Origin of the sequence: Brevibacillus sp. M2.1A, assembly GCF_013284355.2 — a bacterium.
Taxonomy (GTDB): domain Bacteria; phylum Bacillota; class Bacilli; order Brevibacillales; family Brevibacillaceae; genus Brevibacillus.
The window spans coordinates 4,811,163-4,832,240 of record NZ_JABSUY020000001.1; the positions used below are offsets into that span (position 1 = coordinate 4,811,163).

25 protein-coding genes are annotated in these 21,078 nt (G+C 47.9%); 3 read left to right on the forward strand and 22 right to left on the reverse strand.

What is annotated here, in order from left to right; all coding sequences use genetic code 11:
* Window positions 1-13: 13 nt before the first annotated feature.
* The 9 genes from HP567_RS22925 to HP567_RS22965 form a co-directional block, all read right to left on the reverse strand.
* Complete coding sequence (locus tag HP567_RS22925; protein ID WP_173612262.1) at window positions 14-931, reverse strand: fumarylacetoacetate hydrolase family protein; 918 nt, start codon at window positions 929-931, stop codon at window positions 14-16.
* Window positions 932-1,321: 390 nt separating this feature from the next.
* Window positions 1,322-2,242, reverse strand: a complete 921-nt coding sequence (locus HP567_RS22930) for an RluA family pseudouridine synthase (RefSeq protein ID WP_173612261.1) — start codon at window positions 2,240-2,242, stop codon at window positions 1,322-1,324.
* Between the two features lie 83 nt (window positions 2,243-2,325).
* Complete coding sequence (locus HP567_RS22935; RefSeq protein ID WP_173612260.1) at window positions 2,326-2,805, reverse strand: hypothetical protein; 480 nt, start codon at window positions 2,803-2,805, stop codon at window positions 2,326-2,328.
* Between the two features lie 74 nt (window positions 2,806-2,879).
* A complete protein-coding gene (locus tag HP567_RS22940) occupies window positions 2,880-3,584 on the reverse strand; it encodes an MBL fold metallo-hydrolase (RefSeq protein ID WP_173612259.1) in 705 nt (234 codons plus the stop codon).
* Between the two features lie 7 nt (window positions 3,585-3,591).
* Window positions 3,592-4,221 carry a TetR/AcrR family transcriptional regulator gene (locus HP567_RS22945; protein ID WP_173612258.1) on the reverse strand — a complete coding sequence of 210 codons (630 nt, stop codon included), beginning with the start codon at window positions 4,219-4,221 and terminating at the stop codon, window positions 3,592-3,594.
* A gap of 177 nt (window positions 4,222-4,398) precedes the next feature.
* Window positions 4,399-4,920 (reverse strand): thiol peroxidase, encoded by a 522-nt coding sequence (gene tpx / locus HP567_RS22950; RefSeq protein ID WP_015892342.1) that lies wholly within the window; start codon window positions 4,918-4,920, stop codon window positions 4,399-4,401.
* An 89-nt stretch (window positions 4,921-5,009) separates the two neighbouring features.
* Entirely contained in the window at window positions 5,010-5,543 is a 534-nt protein-coding gene (locus tag HP567_RS22955) for a hypothetical protein (protein ID WP_173612257.1), read from the reverse strand.
* A 48-nt stretch (window positions 5,544-5,591) separates the two neighbouring features.
* Window positions 5,592-5,777 (reverse strand): hypothetical protein, encoded by a 186-nt coding sequence (locus HP567_RS22960; RefSeq protein ID WP_229088099.1) that lies wholly within the window; start codon window positions 5,775-5,777, stop codon window positions 5,592-5,594.
* Complete coding sequence (locus HP567_RS22965; RefSeq protein WP_229088100.1) at window positions 5,761-6,033, reverse strand: gamma-glutamylcyclotransferase family protein; 273 nt, start codon at window positions 6,031-6,033, stop codon at window positions 5,761-5,763. The genes HP567_RS22960 and HP567_RS22965 overlap by 17 nt, the downstream gene beginning before the upstream one ends.
* A 118-nt stretch (window positions 6,034-6,151) precedes the next feature.
* Here HP567_RS22965 and pyc point away from each other — a divergent pair, with 118 nt between their 5' ends.
* Window positions 6,152-9,598, forward strand: coding sequence for a pyruvate carboxylase (gene pyc, locus HP567_RS22970; protein ID WP_173612256.1), 3,447 nt, complete (start codon window positions 6,152-6,154; stop codon window positions 9,596-9,598).
* 73 nt (window positions 9,599-9,671) lie between these two features.
* Window positions 9,672-10,358: a hypothetical protein gene (locus HP567_RS22975; RefSeq protein ID WP_173612255.1), complete on the forward strand. Its 687-nt coding sequence runs from the start codon at window positions 9,672-9,674 to the stop codon at window positions 10,356-10,358.
* Between the two features lie 68 nt (window positions 10,359-10,426).
* Here HP567_RS22975 and ytfJ read toward each other — a convergent pair whose 3' ends face one another.
* The 13 genes from ytfJ to HP567_RS23040 all read right to left on the reverse strand — a co-directional run bounded on the left by ytfJ (window position 10,427) and on the right by HP567_RS23040 (window position 19,549).
* Window positions 10,427-10,909 (reverse strand): GerW family sporulation protein, encoded by a 483-nt coding sequence (gene ytfJ, locus HP567_RS22980; protein WP_173612254.1) that lies wholly within the window; start codon window positions 10,907-10,909, stop codon window positions 10,427-10,429.
* Window positions 10,910-11,017: 108 nt separating this feature from the next.
* Window positions 11,018-11,677, reverse strand: a complete 660-nt coding sequence (locus tag HP567_RS22985; RefSeq protein WP_173612253.1) for a DUF2953 domain-containing protein — start codon at window positions 11,675-11,677, stop codon at window positions 11,018-11,020.
* 66 nt (window positions 11,678-11,743) lie between these two features.
* Window positions 11,744-12,724 carry an S-layer homology domain-containing protein gene (locus tag HP567_RS22990; RefSeq protein WP_229088102.1) on the reverse strand — a complete coding sequence of 327 codons (981 nt, stop codon included), beginning with the start codon at window positions 12,722-12,724 and terminating at the stop codon, window positions 11,744-11,746.
* A gap of 146 nt (window positions 12,725-12,870) precedes the next feature.
* Entirely contained in the window at window positions 12,871-13,518 is a 648-nt protein-coding gene (sleB, locus tag HP567_RS22995) for a spore cortex-lytic enzyme (protein ID WP_173612252.1), read from the reverse strand.
* Window positions 13,519-13,612: 94 nt separating this feature from the next.
* Window positions 13,613-13,963 (reverse strand): stage V sporulation protein AE, encoded by a 351-nt coding sequence (gene spoVAE, locus HP567_RS23000; protein ID WP_007717126.1) that lies wholly within the window; start codon window positions 13,961-13,963, stop codon window positions 13,613-13,615.
* Between the two features lie 4 nt (window positions 13,964-13,967).
* Window positions 13,968-14,984 carry a stage V sporulation protein AD gene (gene spoVAD, locus HP567_RS23005; RefSeq protein WP_173612251.1) on the reverse strand — a complete coding sequence of 339 codons (1,017 nt, stop codon included), beginning with the start codon at window positions 14,982-14,984 and terminating at the stop codon, window positions 13,968-13,970.
* A gap of 3 nt (window positions 14,985-14,987) precedes the next feature.
* Window positions 14,988-15,461, reverse strand: a complete 474-nt coding sequence (gene spoVAC, locus HP567_RS23010) for a stage V sporulation protein AC (RefSeq protein WP_173612250.1) — start codon at window positions 15,459-15,461, stop codon at window positions 14,988-14,990.
* A gap of 15 nt (window positions 15,462-15,476) precedes the next feature.
* Complete coding sequence (locus HP567_RS23015) at window positions 15,477-16,337, reverse strand: DUF421 domain-containing protein (RefSeq protein ID WP_173612249.1); 861 nt, start codon at window positions 16,335-16,337, stop codon at window positions 15,477-15,479.
* A gap of 82 nt (window positions 16,338-16,419) precedes the next feature.
* Entirely contained in the window at window positions 16,420-16,626 is a 207-nt protein-coding gene (locus HP567_RS23020) for a DUF1657 domain-containing protein (protein ID WP_007717150.1), read from the reverse strand.
* Between the two features lie 150 nt (window positions 16,627-16,776).
* Complete coding sequence (locus tag HP567_RS23025) at window positions 16,777-16,983, reverse strand: alpha/beta-type small acid-soluble spore protein (RefSeq protein ID WP_047068578.1); 207 nt, start codon at window positions 16,981-16,983, stop codon at window positions 16,777-16,779.
* 88 nt (window positions 16,984-17,071) lie between these two features.
* Entirely contained in the window at window positions 17,072-18,193 is a 1,122-nt protein-coding gene (locus HP567_RS23030; RefSeq protein ID WP_173612248.1) for an MGDG synthase family glycosyltransferase, read from the reverse strand.
* On the reverse strand, window positions 18,193-18,777 hold the full coding sequence (locus HP567_RS23035; RefSeq protein WP_173612247.1) for a YkoP family protein: 585 nt from the start codon (window positions 18,775-18,777) through the stop codon (window positions 18,193-18,195). The genes HP567_RS23030 and HP567_RS23035 overlap by 1 nt, the downstream gene beginning before the upstream one ends.
* Before the next feature lie 121 nt (window positions 18,778-18,898).
* A complete protein-coding gene (locus HP567_RS23040) occupies window positions 18,899-19,549 on the reverse strand; it encodes a TerC family protein (protein ID WP_173612246.1) in 651 nt (216 codons plus the stop codon).
* A 213-nt stretch (window positions 19,550-19,762) separates the two neighbouring features.
* Here HP567_RS23040 and HP567_RS23045 point away from each other — a divergent pair, with 213 nt between their 5' ends.
* A complete protein-coding gene (locus HP567_RS23045) occupies window positions 19,763-20,929 on the forward strand; it encodes a sensor histidine kinase (RefSeq protein ID WP_173612245.1) in 1,167 nt (388 codons plus the stop codon).
* Window positions 20,930-21,078 lie beyond the last annotated feature (149 nt).

The window sequence follows — 21,078 nt, forward strand, 5'->3', positions numbered from 1 at the left end:
CCTTTTTTCATCCTTATTCACAAATCGTATTGCGAAGCACACCGAGGCGTTCCACCTCTAGCTCCACTACATCACCTGGCGCAAGCCAAGCATACTGCTCTGTTCCCAGCTCCAAAATGCAGCCAGTCCCTACTGTTCCCGATCCGATAACATCTCCGGGATACAAGAAGCAATCCTCCGAAGCACGGGCAATCATTTCTGCGAATGTATAGTGAATGTCCTTGAAGTTTCCTTTTGAATACTCTCTGCCATTAATGCGTGCCACCATTTCCAGATTGTAGCGGCTGCCCTTCTCGCCTGTGATGCGTACATCCGCAAGCTCCTCCGGTGTAACCAGCCAGGGACCCATGGACGTTGCGAAATCTTTGCCCTTGGCTGGCCCCAAGCCAACCTTGACCTCCTCCCGTTGTATATCCCGGGCGCTCCAGTCGTTTAAAATACAATATCCAGCGATGTGCTCTTCCGCTCGTTCTACTGGAATGTTTACTCCAGCTTTTCCAATCACGCAGGCAATTTCCAGCTCATAGTCCAGCCACTCGGTTGCTTTGGGTCTGCGAATATTCGCTTGCGTCCCCGTAAAAGCTGCTGCATTCGAAAAATAAAAGACGGGGAAATGGTACCATTCGGGCACCATCGGAAGTCCGCGTTTGGCTCGCGCTGTCTTCACATGAGCCTCGAAGGCGTAAAAGTCACGAAAGCTGGCGGGACGCGGAAGTGGCGAGCCTAGCTCGACTTGCTCCAAATCCCAGCCTTCCTCTGCCTCGTACGCGGTTTGAATAACGGGTAGCCAGTTTGCCCACTCCTCGAGCAAACCTAGCACTGTACTCGGCGCCCCCGGACACGCATGCGCAATATCTTTGACTTTTCCTTCGCGCACGAGCCCCGCTCGCCAAGCATCCCTTTCCCTTTCTCGATAGGAAACCAGCTTCATGAAACCCTCTCCTTCTCTTGGGCAATAAGAAAACCTATATCGATGCTTGCTCAAGGATGAGCGACCGCGTATTAGCGGAATGTTTTCCGTACTATCGGGAAGAAACCCGAAGAGGTGTATGCTTTCCGATATGACAAGAAAACCCAGCTCACCCCCAAGGCATTTCCGGCGCATGACAAATAAAAAAGGAAGCCCTCTTTGTCAAAACGATCCGAAACAGGCATCAGGCGCAAGCTGGGTCTCGTCTGCTACTGAAAAAAATCTTTGCGGGATTTTCCCCCGCAGACAGCCAGCTATTCTCTGTTATGTTTCCACATATTTGAATTGAATTTCTTCTATCATATCGAAAACGCTTACAGCTTTCCAGAGGGAAATGACGAAATTTTTCGCCTAAGTCATTTCCTTGCATGGATCATCGGGAAAAAATTGTTGAACTAGCTGTTCCATATCACTTGGCAGCGGCTCCTCCCAGCTCATCGCAAGACCGCTGCGCGGATGGACAAAAGATAGCCCCCATGCATGCAAAGCTTGTCTGCCGATATGCTCCCGTTCTCCTCCGTACAGATCATCTCCGGCGAGTGGGTGCCCTTTACTGCTCATATGTACGCGAATCTGATGCGTGCGCCCCGTCTCCAGCTTTACCTCGACAAAACTCATACCTTCCCCTCGGGCAAGCACACGATAATGGGTAACAGCCGTCTGCCCATCCGGTCTTACCTGTCTGGTGATAAACGAATTTTCCGCAAGGCCAATCGGCGCATCAATCGTACCTTCGTCTGACTCCACGATTCCTTGAACAATTGCTCGATAAGTCCGCTGCAACGTCCGGATCTGCTGCATACGACTGAATTGTTCATGTGCCCATTGATTCTTGGCTACGATCATCAAGCCTGATGTATCTTTATCCAAACGGTTCACCGCTCGGAACTTTCTGTTTTCGCCACGACTTTTCCAATAAGCGATCATCCCGTTTGCCAAGGTTCCGCTAGGATGATTTCCTGTCGGATGAACAACCAATCCCGCTGGCTTTGCAATGACCATCAAATCCTCGTCCTCGTAACGGATGGAGAGCGGCATATCCTCTGGCGCGACGGTCTCTTCCGCCTCTTCTTCAACCATGACTGCTATTTTATCGCCGGCTTGCAATTTTTCGTTTACAAATACGAGGACGCCATTCCGTGTAATGGAGCCTTTAAACTTGGCACGAATGAGCAAGCGCCGCGATACACCATACCGCTTTTGCAATACTTCTCGCACGGTTTGCCCTGCATCTGCCTCATCAACCGTGAAGCTAATTAATTCTTCCAGCATGTTGTCTCTCCTTTAAGTCTTCCCTTCTCCTCAGTATAGCAAAAAACGATCAGGCTGTTTGGCCACGACCGTTTGGATGTCTATCATATGTTGTCTTTCACTTCGATAACAAATGCATGACCTGCATCGCCTTGGGTCCACTGACCGCGAACATCGAACAAATACCAGCCCGGCTGTTCGGGTGCCTTCCACTGATTGCCGTTTTCCACTGCTTGCTCAACTTCTTTCACGCCGTCCCATTGGGTTACCTTGAGCGTATTTGCAGTTGGCTGCTGGGCAAAAGTGACAGTCAGCGTCGCCCCGGGCTTTACTTGCAGGGGTGCAGGCTTTTGCTCTGCGACGAGTTCCGGTGGTGCCGCCGTATCCTTGCAGATCGCCTCGCTATTATAGCTCCAGCAGGAAGATGCCGGCACCGTCGCAGCTGTTTTTCCGCGCCATTCAATGACTGGCTGTGGTGGTTCCGCAAGCTGCGCAGTCCCTTGCGCGGACGATCCATTCCCACACCCCGTCAATAACAGTGTCGCTATCAGAAATAGTTGACCAAGCCATTCTACCTTTTTCATCCAATCACCTCAAACCTATGACGCGAGAAAAAAGGCATTCGTTTCATCCGACTTGGCTCCGGTCGATCATTTCCTTATGATTGCCAAACACTTGTTGGAATCGAAAAAGAAGTAGAGACCTCTTTCAAATAATCATCGAGCTGCTCTGCCGGATTTTGGATTGGCTTGCCATGGCATACTTCCAAATGCCGTGGTCGCAATTGGCGGACGATCAGACTGCTTTTGAGTGCTTGCGCCATATCCGCCGTAAACATCGGCATGGGACGATGCAATCTGCCGTGTTTGGAAGTAAACAAATCTCCCGCCAAAAGCACTCCATCCTTTTCGTGAAAATAAACCACATGCCCCGGAGAATGACCGGGTGTCAAATAAGGTTGCAGCCCGCCAACGGCAGCTATATTTCCTTCGGCATCCTCTGGCAAAGGCTGCGCCAAGCCAGGCTGTACGTTTGCTTCCAGCTTTTTACGACGAGGATATAGCTCTTTCCCTTCCATATACGGAATCTCGATTCGATGCGCATAGACTGGTACAGATTCTGCCTCCGTGATTTTTTTTAACGCCCCAACATGATCCGAATGACCATGCGTCAGCAAAATTCGCTTGAGTGGGCCTGCATTCAACTGCTTGATAAAAGCCATAATCCGTTTCGCCATAAATGGCATTCCTGCATCGATAAGCGTAACGCCATCCTCCTCCCTGACAATCCAGACCCGCAAAGAAATCAACAACCACGCTTTGATACACCAAATGTTCGCTGAGATTTGCTCCACTCTGATCATTCTCTCGTCACTCCCTGTTCATTATTTTTTGACTGCCTGCAAGAAAAACATCTATGGATAAAGCGAATGTAGGGGCTAGCCTTTCCATTAAGCTGTCCAATGGTTCCTCGGAATGTGTATACGTACCGACGATGCCATGCAACATGTAGAAGTATATCCGTGCATGGGCAAGCGCTTTTTCTTCCTCTATCTCGCTTGGCAAGCAACGTCTTACAGCCTCCCTCAACAAACCAAACAATTGATTGCGCAGCGTTTGCAATTCTTTTTCCGGTTCCTCTACATCAATACGAGAGGCTTTGATCATGAAGAATAAGGTATACATGGTTCGATTGCGCAAGCAAAAGTGAATGAACTGACTGCTGATTTCCCGCAGAATCTCTTCTGGTGTTCTTCTTTGTTTGGACAGTGTTTCTTCCATTTGTAGAGCCAAGCTCTGCAAAGGTTCTTTAGACAGATGATGAAGCAGTGCTTCTTTGTCCTTGAAATAAATATAGAGGGTTGTATGGGAACAGCCGGCTGCTTTGGCGATTTCCCTGATAGATACCGTATCAAAGCCTCGGGTAGCGAAAAGGTCTGCTGCCGCCGTCAAAATGGCCCGTTTCGTTTCTTCCGAGCGTATTTCCTGTTTGCTTGCCATGCGAGATATTCAGCTCCTTACCTCTTTAAAAACTTTATAACCGATGGTTAGTAACCGTTGGTTATAATATAACCACTGGTTATAAAATCCGTCAAGACTAATTTTCCCACTTGCTGCAAATAAAAAAAACTCCCTTCTCGTCCTTGGACAAAAAGGGAGCTTACTTATGAAAATTGCTTATTTCGCAGCTTGTGCAGCAGCAATCGCAGCTTCGTAGTTTGGATGCTCACCAGCGGCAGCCACATACTCAGCGTGTACAACCTTGTCGTTTGCGTCGATTACGAATACAGCGCGAGACAAGAGACGGAATTCTTTGATCGCTACGCCGTAAGCTGTACCGAAGCTCAGGTCTTTGTGGTCAGATACTGTTTTCACTTTGTCGATGCCAGCAGCACCGCACCAGCGGTTTTGCGCGAATGGCAGGTCAACGGAAACAGTCAGCACAGTAACGCCTTCCAATTTCGCAGCCTCTTCGTTGAAACGGCGAGTTTGTGCATCGCACACGCCAGTGTCAATAGAAGGGATTACGGAGATGATGCGAACAGTGCCTTTGGAATCTTCCAAAGTTACAGGGGACAGATCGCCACCTACTACAGTAAAGTTAGGAGCAGTATCTCCTACTTTGATTTCAGGACCGAGCAGTGTTACAGGACCACCTTTGAATACAAACGCGCCTTGACGCTCAACAGCAGTTGTCATGATTTCTTCCTCCTCACCAAATCTTTCAGTATGTACATCAATTATCATACCCTATCATTCACTTTTTTTCACTATGCCAATAGTAGAAATTACAGATTCACTTGCACTTTCCCGCTTCGCTTGGCTTGGACCTCAGCGATTCGCTTCACTTCATGCTCATACTCCCAATCCGTTTTCGCATTCAGTTCATGACAGCGCATCAGCGCGTGATAGAGGGCAAATGCAAAGGTCACCTGCTTCATTTCGTACCGCGTTCCATAAGCTTTCGGCAATGCCGTGTTGATAATCTCAATTTGATATGTGGCTTTTTCCCGCTTGTCCCTGACTGGCACGATATACCCCATACGCTTTAGGACATGACCGTAATCGAATTGTCCTTCATCGTCAAAATCAATGGTGTCGTCCGATGTTGCCAAATACTCCAGCAAGGTCCCCATATCGAGCGTATCGAAGCAAGCGGGCTGTGGCATGGACAAAACTGAGCCGTCATTGTTTACAAAATAAATATGGTCGCGATAATGAAAGATCAGTTCATCTTCTGGAACTTCGTCGGCAAACATCCAGTGATTTTGCGGAATTAGGTAACGCCAGATTTGTGCGGGTTCACAATGGAGTAATTCCATGGCAGGGTCCCTCCTTTTCCCTACCAGTTTTGGCAAAACTAGCACTGGCTATTCAGGCAGCTCCTGCATGTAGCGTCGCCAATTTCCATCCGCAATGTGCACCCCTGTTTGCTTGACCAGGTCTTGATCCAAATAACGATAAACAAAGACATTCACGACCTGACCTGTTCCTTCCATGGTCGCTGGAATGATGATCCGTTCATATTCATTGCGCGGATCACCCTCGCCATACATAGTACGTCTCCAGCTCGTCCAGTCCAGCTAGCGCTTGCTCGTACACGTCAGGGGCAAACGTAACGATCTCCCCCACAACCTCCTGCTCTCCTTTCAGCAATCCCGGATAGCCTGCCGGTAAATGATAGATCTCACCTTGAATCGTCGCAGATGTTGCCTCATGTTGATACGGTTTCACGTAATTCCTATGATTTCCAAAGCCCGCCAAAAGTGTGCCGTACACAAATACAGGCAGCTTGTCGTTCTGATTGTTCACGCTCATCCATCCTCCTGTGATCGAAAAAAGTGTGTCTTGCGTCGAGAAAATTTTGTATATTTGTTCTATATATAATTTTAATACGTCTTTTTTTCCGAGACGTTAGGGGGAGAGAATAATGAAAAAGAGAAAAATCAATCGCCTACTGGTAGCAAACCGCGGTGAGATCGCCATTCGAATCTTTCGCGCAGCAACGGAGCTCGGCATACGTACGGTAGCCGTATACTCCGAGCAGGACAACGTTTCTATCCATCGCTTCAAGGCTGACGAGTCTTACTTGGTCGGAGCGGGAAAAGGGCCTATCGAGGCTTACCTCGATATCGAGAGTATCATCGAAATTGCCAAGCGCAACGATATTGATGCCATTCACCCAGGCTACGGATTTCTTGCTGAAAATGCTGATTTTGCAAAGCGCTGCCAAGAGGAAGGCATTATTTTCATTGGACCATCCCCTGAGCTGATCGACAAATTCGGGGACAAGGTAGAAGCACGTCGTCTGGCGATTGAAGCGGGAATCCCAGTGATTCCAGGCACTCCTGAGCCAATCGAAACACTCCAAGAGGCGCTTCTCTTTGCCAAAGAATACGGCTACCCCATCATTATTAAAGGCGTATCTGGCGGCGGGGGCCGTGGCATGCGCATCGTTCGCAGTCAGGAGGAATTGCAAGATTCGTTAGATCGTGCCCGTTCCGAGGCCCGCTCTTCCTTCGGCAATGCCAAGGTGTATTTGGAGCGATACTTGGAACAGCCCAAACACATCGAGGTCCAAATTCTCGGTGACAACCACGGAAACATCGTCCATCTGTATGAGCGCGATTGCTCTGTTCAACGGCGCCATCAAAAAGTGGTCGAAGTAGCACCGAGCCTATCTTTGGATGACAAGCTGCGTGAAGATATTTGCCAGGCTGCTCTCACACTCATGAAAAAAGCCGGCTATTCGAACGCTGGTACTGTCGAGTTTTTGTTAACGCCGGACAAGCGTTTTTATTTCATAGAAGTCAATCCACGCATTCAAGTAGAGCATACCATCACGGAGCTCATCACTGGAATCGACATCGTTCAGTCGCAGATTCGTGTAGCCGAGGGTCATGCCCTCTCCGATGAAGAGATTGGCATCAGTGGGCAGAACAATATCCAAATGAGTGGTTTTGCCATCCAATGCCGTGTCACGACAGAAGACGCAGAAAACAACTTCCTGCCAGATGCTGGTCGCTTGTCCGCTTGGCGTTCCGGTGGCGGTTTCGGAGTAAGGCTCGATGGAGGCAATGGTTATCCAGGCGCGATCATTACACCGTTTTATGATTCGCTACTGGTCAAAATCTCCACGTATGGCGCGAGCTTTGATCAAGCCGCTCGCAAAATGCTCCGCACATTGCGAGAGTTCCGTATTCGTGGCGTGAAAACGAACCTGCCGTTTTTGGAAAATGTCGTGACACATCCTGATTTTTTGAGTGGCAACTACGATACGTCGTTTATTGATACCAAACCAGAGCTGTTCGTCTTCCCTGGCCGTCAAGACCGGGGTACCAAATTACTATCTTATATCGGAGACACGATTGTCAACGGATATCCCGGTCTCCAGAAATCGGAGAAAAAGCCGCACTTCGACTCGCCCCGCATCCCGCGGACACCATTTACCCAGCCATATCCGGACGGTACGAAGCAAATTCTGGATAAAGAAGGTGCCGACGGTCTGGTACGGTGGATTCAGGCGCAGAAACACGTGCTCGTCACAGACACGACTTTCCGCGATGCCCACCAGTCTTTGTTTGCTACGCGTGTGCGTACCTACGATCTCGCTTCCATTGCAGAGGCGACAGGCAAGCTCGGTTCTGGCCTCTTCTCGTTGGAGATGTGGGGCGGCGCCACTTTTGACACAACGATGCGCTTTTTGCAGGAATCTCCCTGGGAACGGCTGCAAATCCTTCGCCAGCGCATACCAAACGTCCTGTTCCAAATGCTCTTGCGCGGAGCAAATGGCGTAGGCTACACCAACTACCCGGATAATGTGATTCACGCTTTCGTCAAAGCCTCTGCTGAAAATGGCATTGATGTCTTCCGGATCTTTGACAGCCTGAACTGGCTTCCCGGGATGCAAACAGCCATTGAAGCCGTTCGTGAATCCGGCAAAGTGGCCGAGGCAGCGATTTGCTACACTGGAGATATTCTGGACCCGACCAAGACCAAGTACACCTTGGCCTACTATGTCGATCTGGCAAAGGAATTGGAAAAAGCAGGTGCCCATATTCTCGCAATCAAGGATATGGCAGGTCTTTTGAAGCCGTATGCTGCTTATTCGCTTGTCTCTGCTTTAAAACAAGAAATCAGCATTCCGATCCATCTGCACACGCACGATACATCAGGGAATGCTGGCGCCATGCTTCTGAAAGCCATCGAAGCAGGCGTGGATATCGTCGATGCTTGCGTCAGTTCCATGTCTGGACTCACTTCCCAACCAAGCTTGAACGGATTGATCGCAAGCCTTGCCCACACGGAGCGTGAGACTGGTTTATCTCTTGAATCGTTCAACAAGCTGTCTGATTACTGGGAGGATGTACGTCCGTACTACCAAGGCTTTGAAAGCGGCATGAAAGCGAGCAACACGGAGGTCTACGTACACGAAATGCCAGGCGGACAATACACCAATCTGGAGCAGCAAGCCAAAGCGGTTGGACTGGAAGGTCGTTGGGACGAAGTGAAGCACATGTATGCCGTCGTCAATCAAATGTGCGGCGACATTGTAAAAGTGACCCCTTCTTCCAAGGTCGTCGGTGATATGGCACTGTTCATGGTCCAAAACAACTTGAATGAAGAAAACATTTGGGAGAAAGGAACACGCCTCGATTTTCCGGATTCCGTCATTCAATTTTTCCAAGGGTATCTTGGCCAACCGCCTGGCGGATTCCCTAAGAAGTTGCAGGAACTCGTGCTAAAAGGTCGCGATGCCTTTACTGCTCGTCCTGGTGAATTGCTCGCACCCATTGACTTTACGCAAGTTGCTGCTGAGCTGGAAGGCAAAATCGGACGTGAGCCCAGTCATTTAGACGTCCTGTCTTATATCATGTATCCGCAAGTCTATTTGCAATTTGAACAACGCCTGAAGGAATACGGTGACCTGTCGGTATTGAATACGGGAACATTCTTCTACGGATTGCGTCCGGGTGAGGAAACCGCCATTACGATCGAGCGCGGTAAAACGTTGATTATCAAACTGGTCGCAGTCGGAGAGCTTCATCCAGATGGCCGACGCATCATCTATTTTGAACTGAATGGACAGCCACGTGAAATCTTCATCCGAGATCAATCGGCAAAAGTCTCTGAACTGATCCGCCGAAAAGCAGAAGCGCAAAACCCTGCCCACCTCGGTGCCTCCATGCCAGGAAAAGTGCTCAAGGTGCTTGTAGCAGAAGGTGACAAGGTTCGTAAAGGCGAACATCTTTTGGTGAGTGAAGCGATGAAAATGGAGACGACGATTCAGGCTCCACTCGACGGAAAAATTAAAGCCGTCTATGTGAAAGCAGGTGAAGCCATTCAAACTGGCGATCTGCTCATTGAAATGGAGTAGGCATCGTCTATAATAAGAGATAGTAAATTGTTCCTGGGGATTCATTCCATTAGCTTTTGAGGAGGTGACCGACATGAAAACGAATCGAGTCAGCCATGTTCCATTTACGCAGCGGGTAGGCCGCTATCATTCCCATATGCTTCAGGCAAAATTAAGCACGCCAGTCAATCCGATTCTCAGTTTTAATTTGCAGCCGTTCTACACTCGTCAGCAGCAATGGACAACGGAGCTTTCCGATTCCTTATCTCGTCTGTACCGGTTTTCCTCAGATTTGGAGAAGAGTGCACGAGAATTTATTGCCGCGGGGAAAGACAGCGAGGCTGAAACTGACATTGAGCTATTACAGGAACGCACACACTCGTTAGTAAGTAAATACAATCGCCTGCAGCTATTTCTTGCAGAAAAAGCAGATACCTTGGCGACGCAAAAGCTGGACGCATTCGCTCAAGTGGCAAAAAACGCAGAGGAAAAACTCCAATCCTTTGGAATCAAGCTGTTACCAGATGGACAACTGGAAATGGACGATGAGAAATGGTTGGAAGCTGTACGGACCCGCTATGTGGACTATACAAATTCAATGGAGCGTGTAGCTCAAGCATTCAGAGCAGGTATATTGGGATTGCAAAGCAAACCCTTTGGCTCCTTTTCACGTTACTACGAGGAAGCAATGGCCCTCCATCCTTATATCGCCTCCTCCAGCTCAAGCCTTCATTATCAGCATGTTGCGAAGACAGGTTTGTATGTAAACGAAGTCTGGTAATGCCATACGCCTACTACCGAAAAAACAGGTATGCCCCTTTTATGGAGCATACCTGTTTTGTGCTTTTCTTACTTTCGATCCATAAGGTCTTCCAAATCTTGTTCTTCTGCTCCGGCAATAATCGTATTAGAATAAACAGTGGGTTCATCTGATTTGGTAAACATCCCCTGAACTTTATCCACGATTTGCGGAACAGAATCCAAAATCCGGTCGTAGAGATGGGTCGTATTTTCAAGCGGAATCGAACGAATTCCTTGTTTGCCAACGACCAAAAAGGCTACAGGTGTGATGGAGACACCGCCCCCACTACCCCCGCCAAACGGGTGACTAGCAGGTTCAAATTGTTGATGGTTTTGATGCCCATTATGATGGTGATCGTATTGGAACTCACTACCCCCGGCCGCGAAACCAAATCCTACCTTGGAGATTGGAAGAATGACACTACCGTCAGGTGTCTCAACGGGATCACCAATGATTGTATTCACGTCCACCATTTGCTTGAGGTTTTCCATCGCTGTTCTCATCAGGCCTTGAATCGGGTGGTCTGCCATTTTTGTCGCTCCTCCTTCCTGTCTGTGTCATGTTTTATCATTCCCCCAACAAATCCGGAGCATGTACCTTGCACAAAGGAATAAATATGTTTGCTGCCACATTTGTATTTAGGCGCGCGTAGGCGAAGTCTGCCATTTTCGTTGCTTGCTTTTTCGAATCCGCAGAAATACTTTTAGCGAAGAGAAAACGAAATGACCCAAATAAAAATGCAACACCGCATGAACCTTCGTATGTAGAAGTGCTTGGTTCCAAACAGGTTGTACACTGATGGCAGGCATCGTCTGTAAAGAGATGGAGTGGGAGAGGATCCCTACAACCAGGCTTTTCACTCCCCAGACTATTCCTGTCAGCGCCCCTGTTTCAGCAGCCTGACCTGTTCCCAGCAATGTATGCCATTCTAACTTCGTACAACGAATTTGTCTGAACAAATCTTTTATCAAAGGCAGCAAATCACGTACTCTTTCCAGCACATCCCGATAATTCCGATACCATATTTTCACTTGCCTCCGTGTAAAATCTTTGACCCTCTCCCGAAGCTTGCTTCCCTGTTGGATGGTTTCTACCTTCGCGACAAGCTCAGGACCAGCTTCTGTCATTTTCACAAGGAGAATGGGTATTTCGTATTTCCTGCGAATGATTCCCCAAGCTGCTATCGTAATATCCAATTGATCATTATCGCCCTCGCGACTGTACAAACACGTCAATTGTATTGGCGTGATCACTAATAGGACAATGAAACCAAGCAATCCTAACAACACCCATACCATCAAAAAATCCCACCCCTTCCACGTTAGTATGAGTGGAAAGAGCAGGAAATATGTTCAGTATTTTTATTAATCAAGCACGTATACTTTGACGCCTTTTTGCAAGCCGTGATTTTCAGCTTCGTTCAACGTTGGAAGATACAGATCCACATGTCGTTGCTTTACCGCACCACCGATATCAGCTGCCACTGCATAACCGTAGCCATCGATGTACAAGTGTGTACCAAGCGGGATGACATTTGGATCAACCGCGACAACACCTTCGCGCAGTGGATACTCCAGATACGACATAATCTTGTCGTTCTTGTAGCTGTAAGCAGTCGTCTGTACCGTTAATTCCTGGCGAAAAGGTGTACCGTTTGCGAGGGCTTTTGATGTTCTCGGCTTATTCGGAAGCAAGTGAAGGGCAGCGTATGTGGCTGCTTCGGCTCTCGTCATATACTTGTTCGGCTGTAATGTACCGTCCTCGTAGGCACTCATTAGCCCGTTTTGCATGGCGTAAACGAGTGGGCGCTGCTCTTTTTCTTTCACGTTGTTCCCATCCGGGTATTGGTTCAATGTCTGAATCGTCGTAGACCACTTCAAGTTATTGACTGCTCCGCTGTCCCCCATCGTTCTTACCAGAATAGAGGCGAGCTCCGCTCTTTTTACTGGGGCATCTGGATGCAAATACAGGTGATTCCCCTGCTTTTGCCCATGGACAATTCCCAGTCGATAAGCTGTCTCGGCATAGGACGACAGCCAGCTGTTTGCTGGTACGTCCGCAAAGGATGATTGCTTGTTACCCAGAGGTTCAATTCCTTTCGCATTCACAAACATCGTGAGCAGTTCACCCAATGTCACGTTGTCATCAGGTCGAAAATATTCGTTTTGACCAATTACGTCGGCTATGTATAGTTGTTTGATTTCTTTTTCTGCCCAATGGCCACTAATGTCTACATAAGGTGTTTCGTTCATGTGAGCTGTTTCTGCCTCGACAACTGGTGTAACTGGTGTGCCTATAAGCAAAAAGGCTGCCAGCGAGGCAAGGATCATCCGTTTCTTCATCATCAACCTCCATGGGGAAATATGCGATTCCTTTCGTATCATTTTATCGAACTATTTTGCAAAAACAATGAACAATAGTTTCCAGTAAAAAGGAAAGCCCTCGAACAGCAACATGACGAAGACTGTTTCAAGGGCTGCATGAACAATGGTTAAATGGCAAAAATGTGTTTGCCGATCTTCTTCACTTGGGTACGAGACCAAATCCAATCGGAGGTCGCCGTAACAGGGTTAAAGTAGTAAAGAGCATGGTTGGTTGGGTCCCATCCTCGTACAGCATCCCAAGCTGCCTGGTAAGCAGTCTTGTCAGGAGTCAACCAGAATTGTCCATCATCTACAGCGGTAAACGCTAATGGCTCAAAGATGACACCCGCAAGTGTATCGGGAAAGTTTTTGGACTGGACACGGTTCAACGCGACCGCTGCCACAGCTACTTGGCCCTCATAAGGTTCTCCACGAGCTTCGGAATAGACCAGCTGCGCCAGCATCTGCATCTCCGCTTTATTTACTGACACTTTCTTGAGAACGCGCCATGTATTTGGACCAGTGATACCGTCAATCTGTAATCCGTATGCTTTTTGAAACTGTCTGACGGCCTTTGCTGTATATGCTCCGTAAATGCCATCCAATTTGCTATCATAGTAGCCCAGCATCTGCAAGCGATACTGCAAATCCCATACATCCCCGTTCACACTACCACGCTGAATCTGTGTGGCTGCCAGGGAGTCGGCCGGGAAAATAAATGCTACAGCCATAAAGGCAGCAAGCAAGGTTGTTACTACTTTCTTGCTCCACCACATAAATTGTACCCTCCTTTACCCAACCCATTCTACAAGTTGGCGAAAGTAGGTTCAATTCAAGTATTTTGGCATAAGTGGAAACATGTACCTGCTGCTATCCTTTTGGTCGGAACAAGACTGCCGTGATAAATCCAAAGACGATGGCAGCCGAAATCCCCGCGCTCGTCACTTCAAAAATGCCAGTGATGATGCCAATCACTCCATGCTTCTCGGCCTCCGCCATTGCCCCGTGTACGAGTGCATTTCCAAAGCTCGTGATAGGTACGGTTGCTCCTGCTCCAGCAAAATTAACTAGTGGCTCGTATAGACCGAGTCCGTCTAGCACTGCCCCTGTGACAACAAGGGAGGACATCGTATGGGCAGGTGTGAGCTTGACGACATCCATGAGAAATTGACCGATTAAGCAAATCGTTCCTCCTACGAGAAACGCCCACAAAAACATCATGGTATCACTCTCCAAGTTGCTCCGACTCAACAGCCACGGCATGCGCGATGCAAGGAATGCTTTCTCCCTGCTGGAAGGTCAGCGGGGATAAGAGGGCTCCCGTGGCAACCAGCAAGATCCGCTTCCATTCTCCTTGCTTCATCCGCCGAAGTAGATGCCCGTAGGTCACTGTCGCGATACAGCCACATCCGCTCCCCCCTGACCACACATTCGGATTTTCTCCATAAATGAGTTTCCCGCAATCGACATAACGCTCTAGTGGGATGTGCATGTGATGCTTGGGCAACAGATCAGATAAAATGGCATGGCCCGTTCGTCCTAAATCGCCTGTTACGATCAAATCATAATGGTCGTGAGGGAGCTGAAAGTCACGGAAATGCGACTCAATCGTGGATAATGCGGCTGGAGCCATCGCCGCTCCCATATTAAATGGATCTGTCAATCCCATATCGACGACATGCCCGATGGTAGCTCCCGTAATCCGCAGCCCCTTACCCTGACTGGCTACAACAGCAGCCCCTGCACCTGTCACTGTCCATTGTGCTGTTGGGGGCTTCTGGGAGCCGTACTCCGTTGGATAACGATATTGCTTTTCCGCAGCCCCATTGTGACTGGAGGTAGCAGCCAAGACGTAATCAGCAGCTTGACTATTCACCATGAGAGCAGCCAAGGCCAAGCCTTCCATTGCTGTTGAGCACGCGCCGAATATCCCCAGAAACGGAATCGAAAGCGTCCGGGCCGAAAAGCTGGCAGATATGATCTGGTTCATTAAATCCCCGGCAAGCATAAAGTTTATTTGCTCTTTGGTGAGCCCCGCTTTCTCTACCGCTTTCGAGCACGCTTCTTCCAGCAGGACCTTCTCTGCCTTTTCCCAGCTGTCTTGCCCAATCATCAAGTCACCGTGCAGGATATCAAAGTCGTCGGCTAGCGGTCCCTTAGCCTCAAAAGGCCCACCAATTGCAGCGTGCCCGAGAATGACAGGTTTTAAAGGAAAGACCCAAGACTGATGACCTTGGCGCATCCGTCAGCCTCCCATCGTAAACAATGTTTTGATCAAGCCAACGACGAATGCCGCCGCCACTCCAAACACAATCACTGACCCTGCCAGCTTGAACATGTTACCACCGACCCCCAGCACAAATCCTTCGCTGCGGTGCTCGATGGCCGCAGAGGCAATCGAATTGGCAAAACCTGTAACTGGCACACTCGTTCCTGCCCCAGCCCATTGGGCAATCCGGTCGTATAGTCCTAGACCGGTCAAAAGGGCAGAAAGAATAATCAAGACAGCTGCTGTAGGATTCCCAGCGGTTTTCTCCGTAAAATCGAAGTAGTGAATGAACATTTCTTGTATCCCTTGTCCGATCACACAAATGCCACCACCTACTAAAAAGGCACGGGTAAAATTGCGCAAAAGCGGTCGCGGAGGCTCGTGCGTTTTTGCCAATTGCTGATATTCTTGCTGGACGGGGGTCAGCTTTTTCTTTTTTTGATCCGCCATGCCACTCACTCCTTTTTACCGTATCATGAACGGTTTTACTTGATCGATTATCTGTTGGAGCTTTTCCGAATCGGTTTGGTAGGTACGTTTCATTTGTTCATTTTTTGTATTGAGTGCATATAGTTCCAGATCCGCCTGGCATTTTTTCAACGTAGCAAAAGCCAGCTTCGTCGCTTGGGCACCAGGAACCATCAGTTTATCGTCATACAGGTCGAGATAGAGCTCTCCACCTTTGTCTACTTGGCCGAGGAACACATTTTCCAAAGCCACTCCTGCTTTTTGCAGCTCTGTGCGAACCCATCTGCGATTTAGACCTGCTGTTGCCAGGGGCTCGTCCATGATTATCCCATCCATAATGACCACTTGATTCTCTTCCGAAGGAGCCACTGTCAATTCAAGATGTTTGGGGGTTACGGGCTGACTCTCTGATTTTAAGAGGACACTGACCTCCCCGCTTGTTTCCATTAATGCAAACTCTACATCGGCTACTCGGAACACGTTTTTGATTCGTAATTGTTCCATCAAGTCTTCCGCGGTCAAGCGTTCCTTTTTCAGATTGTCTTCCAAAATCTTGCCTTCCTTGATAAGAACCGTTGATTTCCCTTCAAATAGGTCGCGGAGAAACTTGCTCTTGAGTGAGAGCCACTCCATTAAATAAGGAAAAAGCGCAAAAATCCCCATGGCGATTAAACTATGGTAGACCGGCCCATCCATTTCGGTTGCCATAAAAGCAGCAATCGAACCGATGCTGATACCGACGATATATTCGATGTATGTAAGTTGTTTGATTTGCCTTTTCCCAATGATCTTTGTCAAAAGAAATAAGTAAGCAACAGCGCCTATTGAGCGCAAAAGGATTGATAACCAATCAGGCATAAGCCACCTCCATCACCTGAGGTGATTTTTTGATTGTAAAACCAAGAGAGAGGAAGTCCCTCTCCCTTTCCCAACACTTCCACTAGAATCCCTTAAACTGTGGTTCTTCCTTTTCCAGCTCCGTTACACGCTGCTGGAGGTTATCTACGATGGATTGCGTTTGCTCTGCTGCTTGCGAATACAATTGCTTCGCTTTCTTGTTTTGCGTGCTAAGAGCAAACGTTTCAAAATCTGCTTGTGCGCCTTTCAAGCTGGCAAGCGTTTGTTTCACTTGTGCTCCTACTGTCATATCCACTCACCTCCTAACACATATAGAATCCGCCTCCACCCATTATTTATGCGGTGCTCTCCCTCATTTTCTTCTGTCAATAATTTCCCTTTTGCTGGAAAAATAAAAAGAGAGACACCATGGGTGCCTCCCTTCATCCAGCTTATTAGATTAGCCACGTCCAGCCAATTGTTGCTCAGCAAAGGAGACAAGACGTTTTGTAATCTCTCCTCCAACTGAACCGTTTTGACGGGAAGTGGTGTCTGCTCCGAGCTGAACGCCGAATTCGGATGCGATTTCGTATTTCAGTTGATCCAGAGCTTGGTTTGCTTGAGGAACCAGCAAGTTGTTACGAGATCCGCTGTTGTTGTTAGCCATCTATATCACCTCCTCGTCGTTGGTAAGTTTAATATGTGTGAAGTTTTGCTTGTTCATGCGTCCTTTTTTTCTTCCAATTTTAGTCTGTTCATTGAAGAAGGGCTTGTGCAATTTGGTAAGCTGCGTCTGGTCTCCCCAGCTTGTCCAAACATCCTGCAAAAGCGTCCCTTTTTTCAGGCTGACGCCATGATCTGATGATTTCTTTGATTTCAACCGGTGTTTCAGCCAAGATCGCTGCTTGTTGCTCGAGTAAAAAGGAACAATTATGCATTTCCTGTCCGGGCAATGGGTGGAATAAAATGAGCGGTGTCTTAAGAGCAAGTGACTCCGCGCACGAAATGCCGCCTGGCTTCGTTATATAGGCGTCAGCTGCTCCAATCCACTGCCACATTTGCGGCTCAAAACCTTTCAATATAAACCGATGGCCTTTGCTCTCTGTACTTAGCAAGCCCGCTAGGCGTCTGTACAGGCTTGTATTCTTCCCTGTCACGACTACCATCTGCAATGGTTGCTCTTCCAACAGCAACTCTCGTACGACCTGCTCCACTCCACCATGACCGCCTTCTCCTCCACCAATCAACACGGTGAATTGATCTGGCACGAGTCCAAGCTGTTTTTTCCAAGCCGCTTTGTCGGTATGAAGCGCTGTAGTAAAGGCAGGCCGAACTGGAATGCCATAAACATGGATTTTTTCAGGGGAAATCCCATAGCGCTCGATTAGCATTTGTCCAATTTGCTCATGTGCCACCATGTACGCATCAATTTCTGGATGAACCCAAAACCGATTAATATGGAAGTCCGTGGGTACACAAACGAGCTGGAAAGGCTTGGACACCCTTCTCTTCGCTTCTGCCAATGCGGACAAGCAGTATGCATGCGTAGCGATGACGACATCCGGCATCTCTTCTTGCAACAGTTGATTGATTAATCGAGCGGATAGCCACCATCCGAGTGGTTTAGTCAATGCACTGCCCAGCATTTCTTCTTGTTCATAGATGCGTTGCCAGACTGGTTGGCCGTAGCGAAGCATATTGCGATAAAAAAAATGAGAGAGTACACGTAAGCCTGGACTGGCGGTTTTCAGTCCTCCCACCACTCGTGCCGATCGTGCACCCTCACTTTCCAGTAAAACCTCTTGCAAAGCTTCGGCAGCCATGCGATGACCACTTCCTGCCCATTCCTCTGTCACTAACAGAAACCGCTTTGCCATTAGTAGGACTCTCCTAGAGGCTGCTTACCGTCAGCATATCGATTGAGTAAAAATTCCTTGGACATATAAACACGCTTTAGGGGCATTTCATAATTCAATGTTTGCAATCGTCGCTTTCCATTGGGATGCACGATTCTGAGCATGAGACGCAAGTACCATCGCTTGTATCGAAAAAACCAGGTCATGGGTACATCCGAGATCGAGAAGCCCAAGGGTGTTACCCCTTTATGTAGCATAGTCGTTCCCACTATCCCTTTTATTTGATCCTTATTTTCCATCGAATTCAGGAACGCGGCCAGCTTCGGCAGGGATTGGAGGATATGTCTTCGCAAAAGAAGTGCCACGCGCAGTTCATCCTTCACTTCTTTGCACAGGGTAGCAAAGTAATAATTGTGTATATGTAACTTCAAGATCAAATCCCCGTCATGAATGGTGCAATTATCGGTAGTAACGAGTGGCTCTCCCCGATAGCGTAAAACCACAACCCGAAATATATTTTTCCCTTTCTCAATATAGGTAAGTCTGGTGCAGCGCTGGTAGATTTCATCCCAGTATCCCCATAGCATCAAGAGGCTTGTATTCATTTCGAAAAAGTTCCTTTCCCGCTATGTTTTCATTAAGCTGGATGTGACCACTTACATTTTCGCAAAACGGTCATGACCTTTGTTGTAGTATGCCCAAGAATGGGCAATCTTCATCACCTTTTCACGTCCTTTTCATGCGCCCCCAAAACATGACCACGACGGCAGCAAATACGGGCAGCCACATATGGTTGAGAAGCAAAGGATTCACCCACTTCCAGACATACGGATCCTGAAGACACATCTCCACTGCTGTAAAGGTAAGAATTCCGCCCCCAATGATGACCATACTGGGAAAACGATTCATCATGCGGGCAATCCACACACTTCCCCACATTAATAATGGAATGCTCATCGCTAACCCTAGCAAAACTAACCATAAATCGCCATGTGCCGCGCCACCAACTGCCAAAACATTGTCCAAACTCATGACAAAATCTGCTACTATGATGGTCCTGACTGCCTGACCAATTGTCTGATTATGCGATACGTCTGCGAGCTCTTCATTCTCACCCAGCATCAGTTTACACGCGATCCATAGCAATAATATTCCCCCGATTGCCTTCACGAGAGGAATATCCAACATCCAGGTAGTCATTGTCGTTAGCACAATCCGCAAGAGGATTGCACCCATTGTCCCATATAAAATTGCCCGTTTTCTCTCATTTCTCGGGAGTCCGCGGCAGGCCATACCTATGACCACAGCATTGTCGCTGCTTAATACCAGATCGATCATGAAGATGTGTACAAGACCCAGCCAAAAATACTCGCCCATCCCTGCCTCCCTGGTCCAATAAAGTTCGTCCATTCTACTTTATGCGACTGGAATCGGACTCATGATTGAATATTTTTCCGAAAAAAGGCGGTTTTCAGCGGATTTTGTAGATAAAAACTTCCGAAAAAAATACATTTTATTGCGAAATCAGGCTAATTATACCTTGTCTAAATTAGGCATTTTCCCTTACGATTTTAGTGGGGTGGATAAGAGATGGTGGAGACTGTGACGCTAAACCTTTATGACGTTTCAAGAAAGATTTTAGACTTAACACCAAGTATCACCACAATATGGCTGCAAGAAATTGTTCGCAGCATGGAAATTCCTGTAACCATTCCTCGCGATTTTGCAGAAAAACGAACAGTGCTCTTGGCTCGCTATCTGGTTGAGGATGTAGATCATGACATGCAGACTTGGGCATTAGATATGGGAGAGTGGCTTCGTTCTCAGGAATTCCCCTTCTCCTCCATTTTGCGCACATATCAATTGTACCGGAATGTATTCTGGCGGGTTCTCCAACCAGAATTACAGAGATGGTCCCTCTCTTCACAAGAAATGCACTATTTGGAAAGCCAACTGGGTAAGGCCATGGATGAAAGTGTCTTCTGGGCTGTCTATCACTTTGAACAAATGATGAATAAAGAGCTCGTCCAGAAGGAAGAAACGATCTCCTATTTGCATAACGACAAACTGACCATGCTCGGAAAAATTGCCGCCAATATGGCTCATGAGCTGCGCAATCCATTGTGCGCCATTGAAGGGTTCCTAAAGCTGATCGGCGAGTCTACACGGGAACAGGCCCAGCTTCAGACGTATATCCAAGTCGTCATGCATGAGTTTGAGAATTTACATCGGCAACTGACCGGATTCCTCAGCTTTTCCAAAAAACCAATTCTCGATGAAATTTTTAAAACCGTTCAAGTAGAAGAACTGCTTGAAGAAGTAGAGATGCTGATTACCCCTCGCCTCGTGGGAGAAAACATACGTTTTGAAAAACAAATCCACCCCTGCTTACTCGCATGTTATGAAGAAGGCTTGAAGCAAGTTGTCGTCAATCTATTAAACAATGCCATTGACGCCGTGCAAAATCGCACAGACAAGTATATTCATGTCATTTCCACTTCTTCTGATGGATGGCTCTATTTGAGTGTGGAAAACAACGGCGAAAGGATTCCACCCGAGATCGTCGAGAATCTTTTCCAACCATTCTTTACGACTAAACAAAATGGGACGGGTATTGGCTTGTCCATCTGCAAAAATATTATCGAAAAGCATCAGGGCACGATCCATTGTGATTCCAATGAAAAACGCACACGCTTTATCGTTTCTCTGCCGATTGCAAATGCCCAGGAAGTTGGTCCGCGAATGGAAGCTCTCTAGGTCGCTCTTTTTTGAACCACGCAAAAAAGCCCCCTGACAATGCAGGAGGCAAGGCAAGAGATCCGTTACCAACTTCATCGGTAAGCGATCTTAGTTTTACTGTACACGAAAACATATGTTGCTACCATAGAAAACGTCAGACAGCTTTC

Coding starts and splice junctions, on each gene's coding strand:
- HP567_RS22925 (WP_173612262.1), bottom strand. CDS start 931: ATGAAGCTGGTTTCCTATCGAGAAAGGGAAAGGGATGCTTGGCGAGCG.
- HP567_RS22930 (WP_173612261.1), bottom strand. CDS start 2,242: ATGCTGGAAGAATTAATTAGCTTCACGGTTGATGAGGCAGATGCAGGG.
- HP567_RS22935 (WP_173612260.1), bottom strand. CDS start 2,805: ATGAAAAAGGTAGAATGGCTTGGTCAACTATTTCTGATAGCGACACTG.
- HP567_RS22940 (WP_173612259.1), bottom strand. CDS start 3,584: ATGATCAGAGTGGAGCAAATCTCAGCGAACATTTGGTGTATCAAAGCG.
- HP567_RS22945 (WP_173612258.1), bottom strand. CDS start 4,221: ATGGCAAGCAAACAGGAAATACGCTCGGAAGAAACGAAACGGGCCATT.
- tpx (WP_015892342.1), bottom strand. CDS start 4,920: ATGACAACTGCTGTTGAGCGTCAAGGCGCGTTTGTATTCAAAGGTGGT.
- HP567_RS22955 (WP_173612257.1), bottom strand. CDS start 5,543: ATGGAATTACTCCATTGTGAACCCGCACAAATCTGGCGTTACCTAATT.
- HP567_RS22960 (WP_229088099.1), bottom strand. CDS start 5,777: ATGTATGGCGAGGGTGATCCGCGCAATGAATATGAACGGATCATCATT.
- pyc (WP_173612256.1), top strand. CDS start 6,152: ATGAAAAAGAGAAAAATCAATCGCCTACTGGTAGCAAACCGCGGTGAG.
- HP567_RS22975 (WP_173612255.1), top strand. CDS start 9,672: ATGAAAACGAATCGAGTCAGCCATGTTCCATTTACGCAGCGGGTAGGC.
- ytfJ (WP_173612254.1), bottom strand. CDS start 10,909: ATGGCAGACCACCCGATTCAAGGCCTGATGAGAACAGCGATGGAAAAC.
- HP567_RS22985 (WP_173612253.1), bottom strand. CDS start 11,677: ATGGTATGGGTGTTGTTAGGATTGCTTGGTTTCATTGTCCTATTAGTG.
- HP567_RS22990 (WP_229088102.1), bottom strand. CDS start 12,724: ATGATGAAGAAACGGATGATCCTTGCCTCGCTGGCAGCCTTTTTGCTT.
- sleB (WP_173612252.1), bottom strand. CDS start 13,518: ATGTGGTGGAGCAAGAAAGTAGTAACAACCTTGCTTGCTGCCTTTATG.
- spoVAE (WP_007717126.1), bottom strand. CDS start 13,963: ATGATGTTTTTGTGGGCGTTTCTCGTAGGAGGAACGATTTGCTTAATC.
- spoVAD (WP_173612251.1), bottom strand. CDS start 14,984: ATGCGCCAAGGTCATCAGTCTTGGGTCTTTCCTTTAAAACCTGTCATT.
- spoVAC (WP_173612250.1), bottom strand. CDS start 15,461: ATGGCGGATCAAAAAAAGAAAAAGCTGACCCCCGTCCAGCAAGAATAT.
- HP567_RS23015 (WP_173612249.1), bottom strand. CDS start 16,337: ATGCCTGATTGGTTATCAATCCTTTTGCGCTCAATAGGCGCTGTTGCT.
- HP567_RS23020 (WP_007717150.1), bottom strand. CDS start 16,626: ATGACAGTAGGAGCACAAGTGAAACAAACGCTTGCCAGCTTGAAAGGC.
- HP567_RS23025 (WP_047068578.1), bottom strand. CDS start 16,983: ATGGCTAACAACAACAGCGGATCTCGTAACAACTTGCTGGTTCCTCAA.
- HP567_RS23030 (WP_173612248.1), bottom strand. CDS start 18,193: ATGGCAAAGCGGTTTCTGTTAGTGACAGAGGAATGGGCAGGAAGTGGT.
- HP567_RS23035 (WP_173612247.1), bottom strand. CDS start 18,777: ATGAATACAAGCCTCTTGATGCTATGGGGATACTGGGATGAAATCTAC.
- HP567_RS23040 (WP_173612246.1), bottom strand. CDS start 19,549: ATGGGCGAGTATTTTTGGCTGGGTCTTGTACACATCTTCATGATCGAT.
- HP567_RS23045 (WP_173612245.1), top strand. CDS start 19,763: ATGGTGGAGACTGTGACGCTAAACCTTTATGACGTTTCAAGAAAGATT.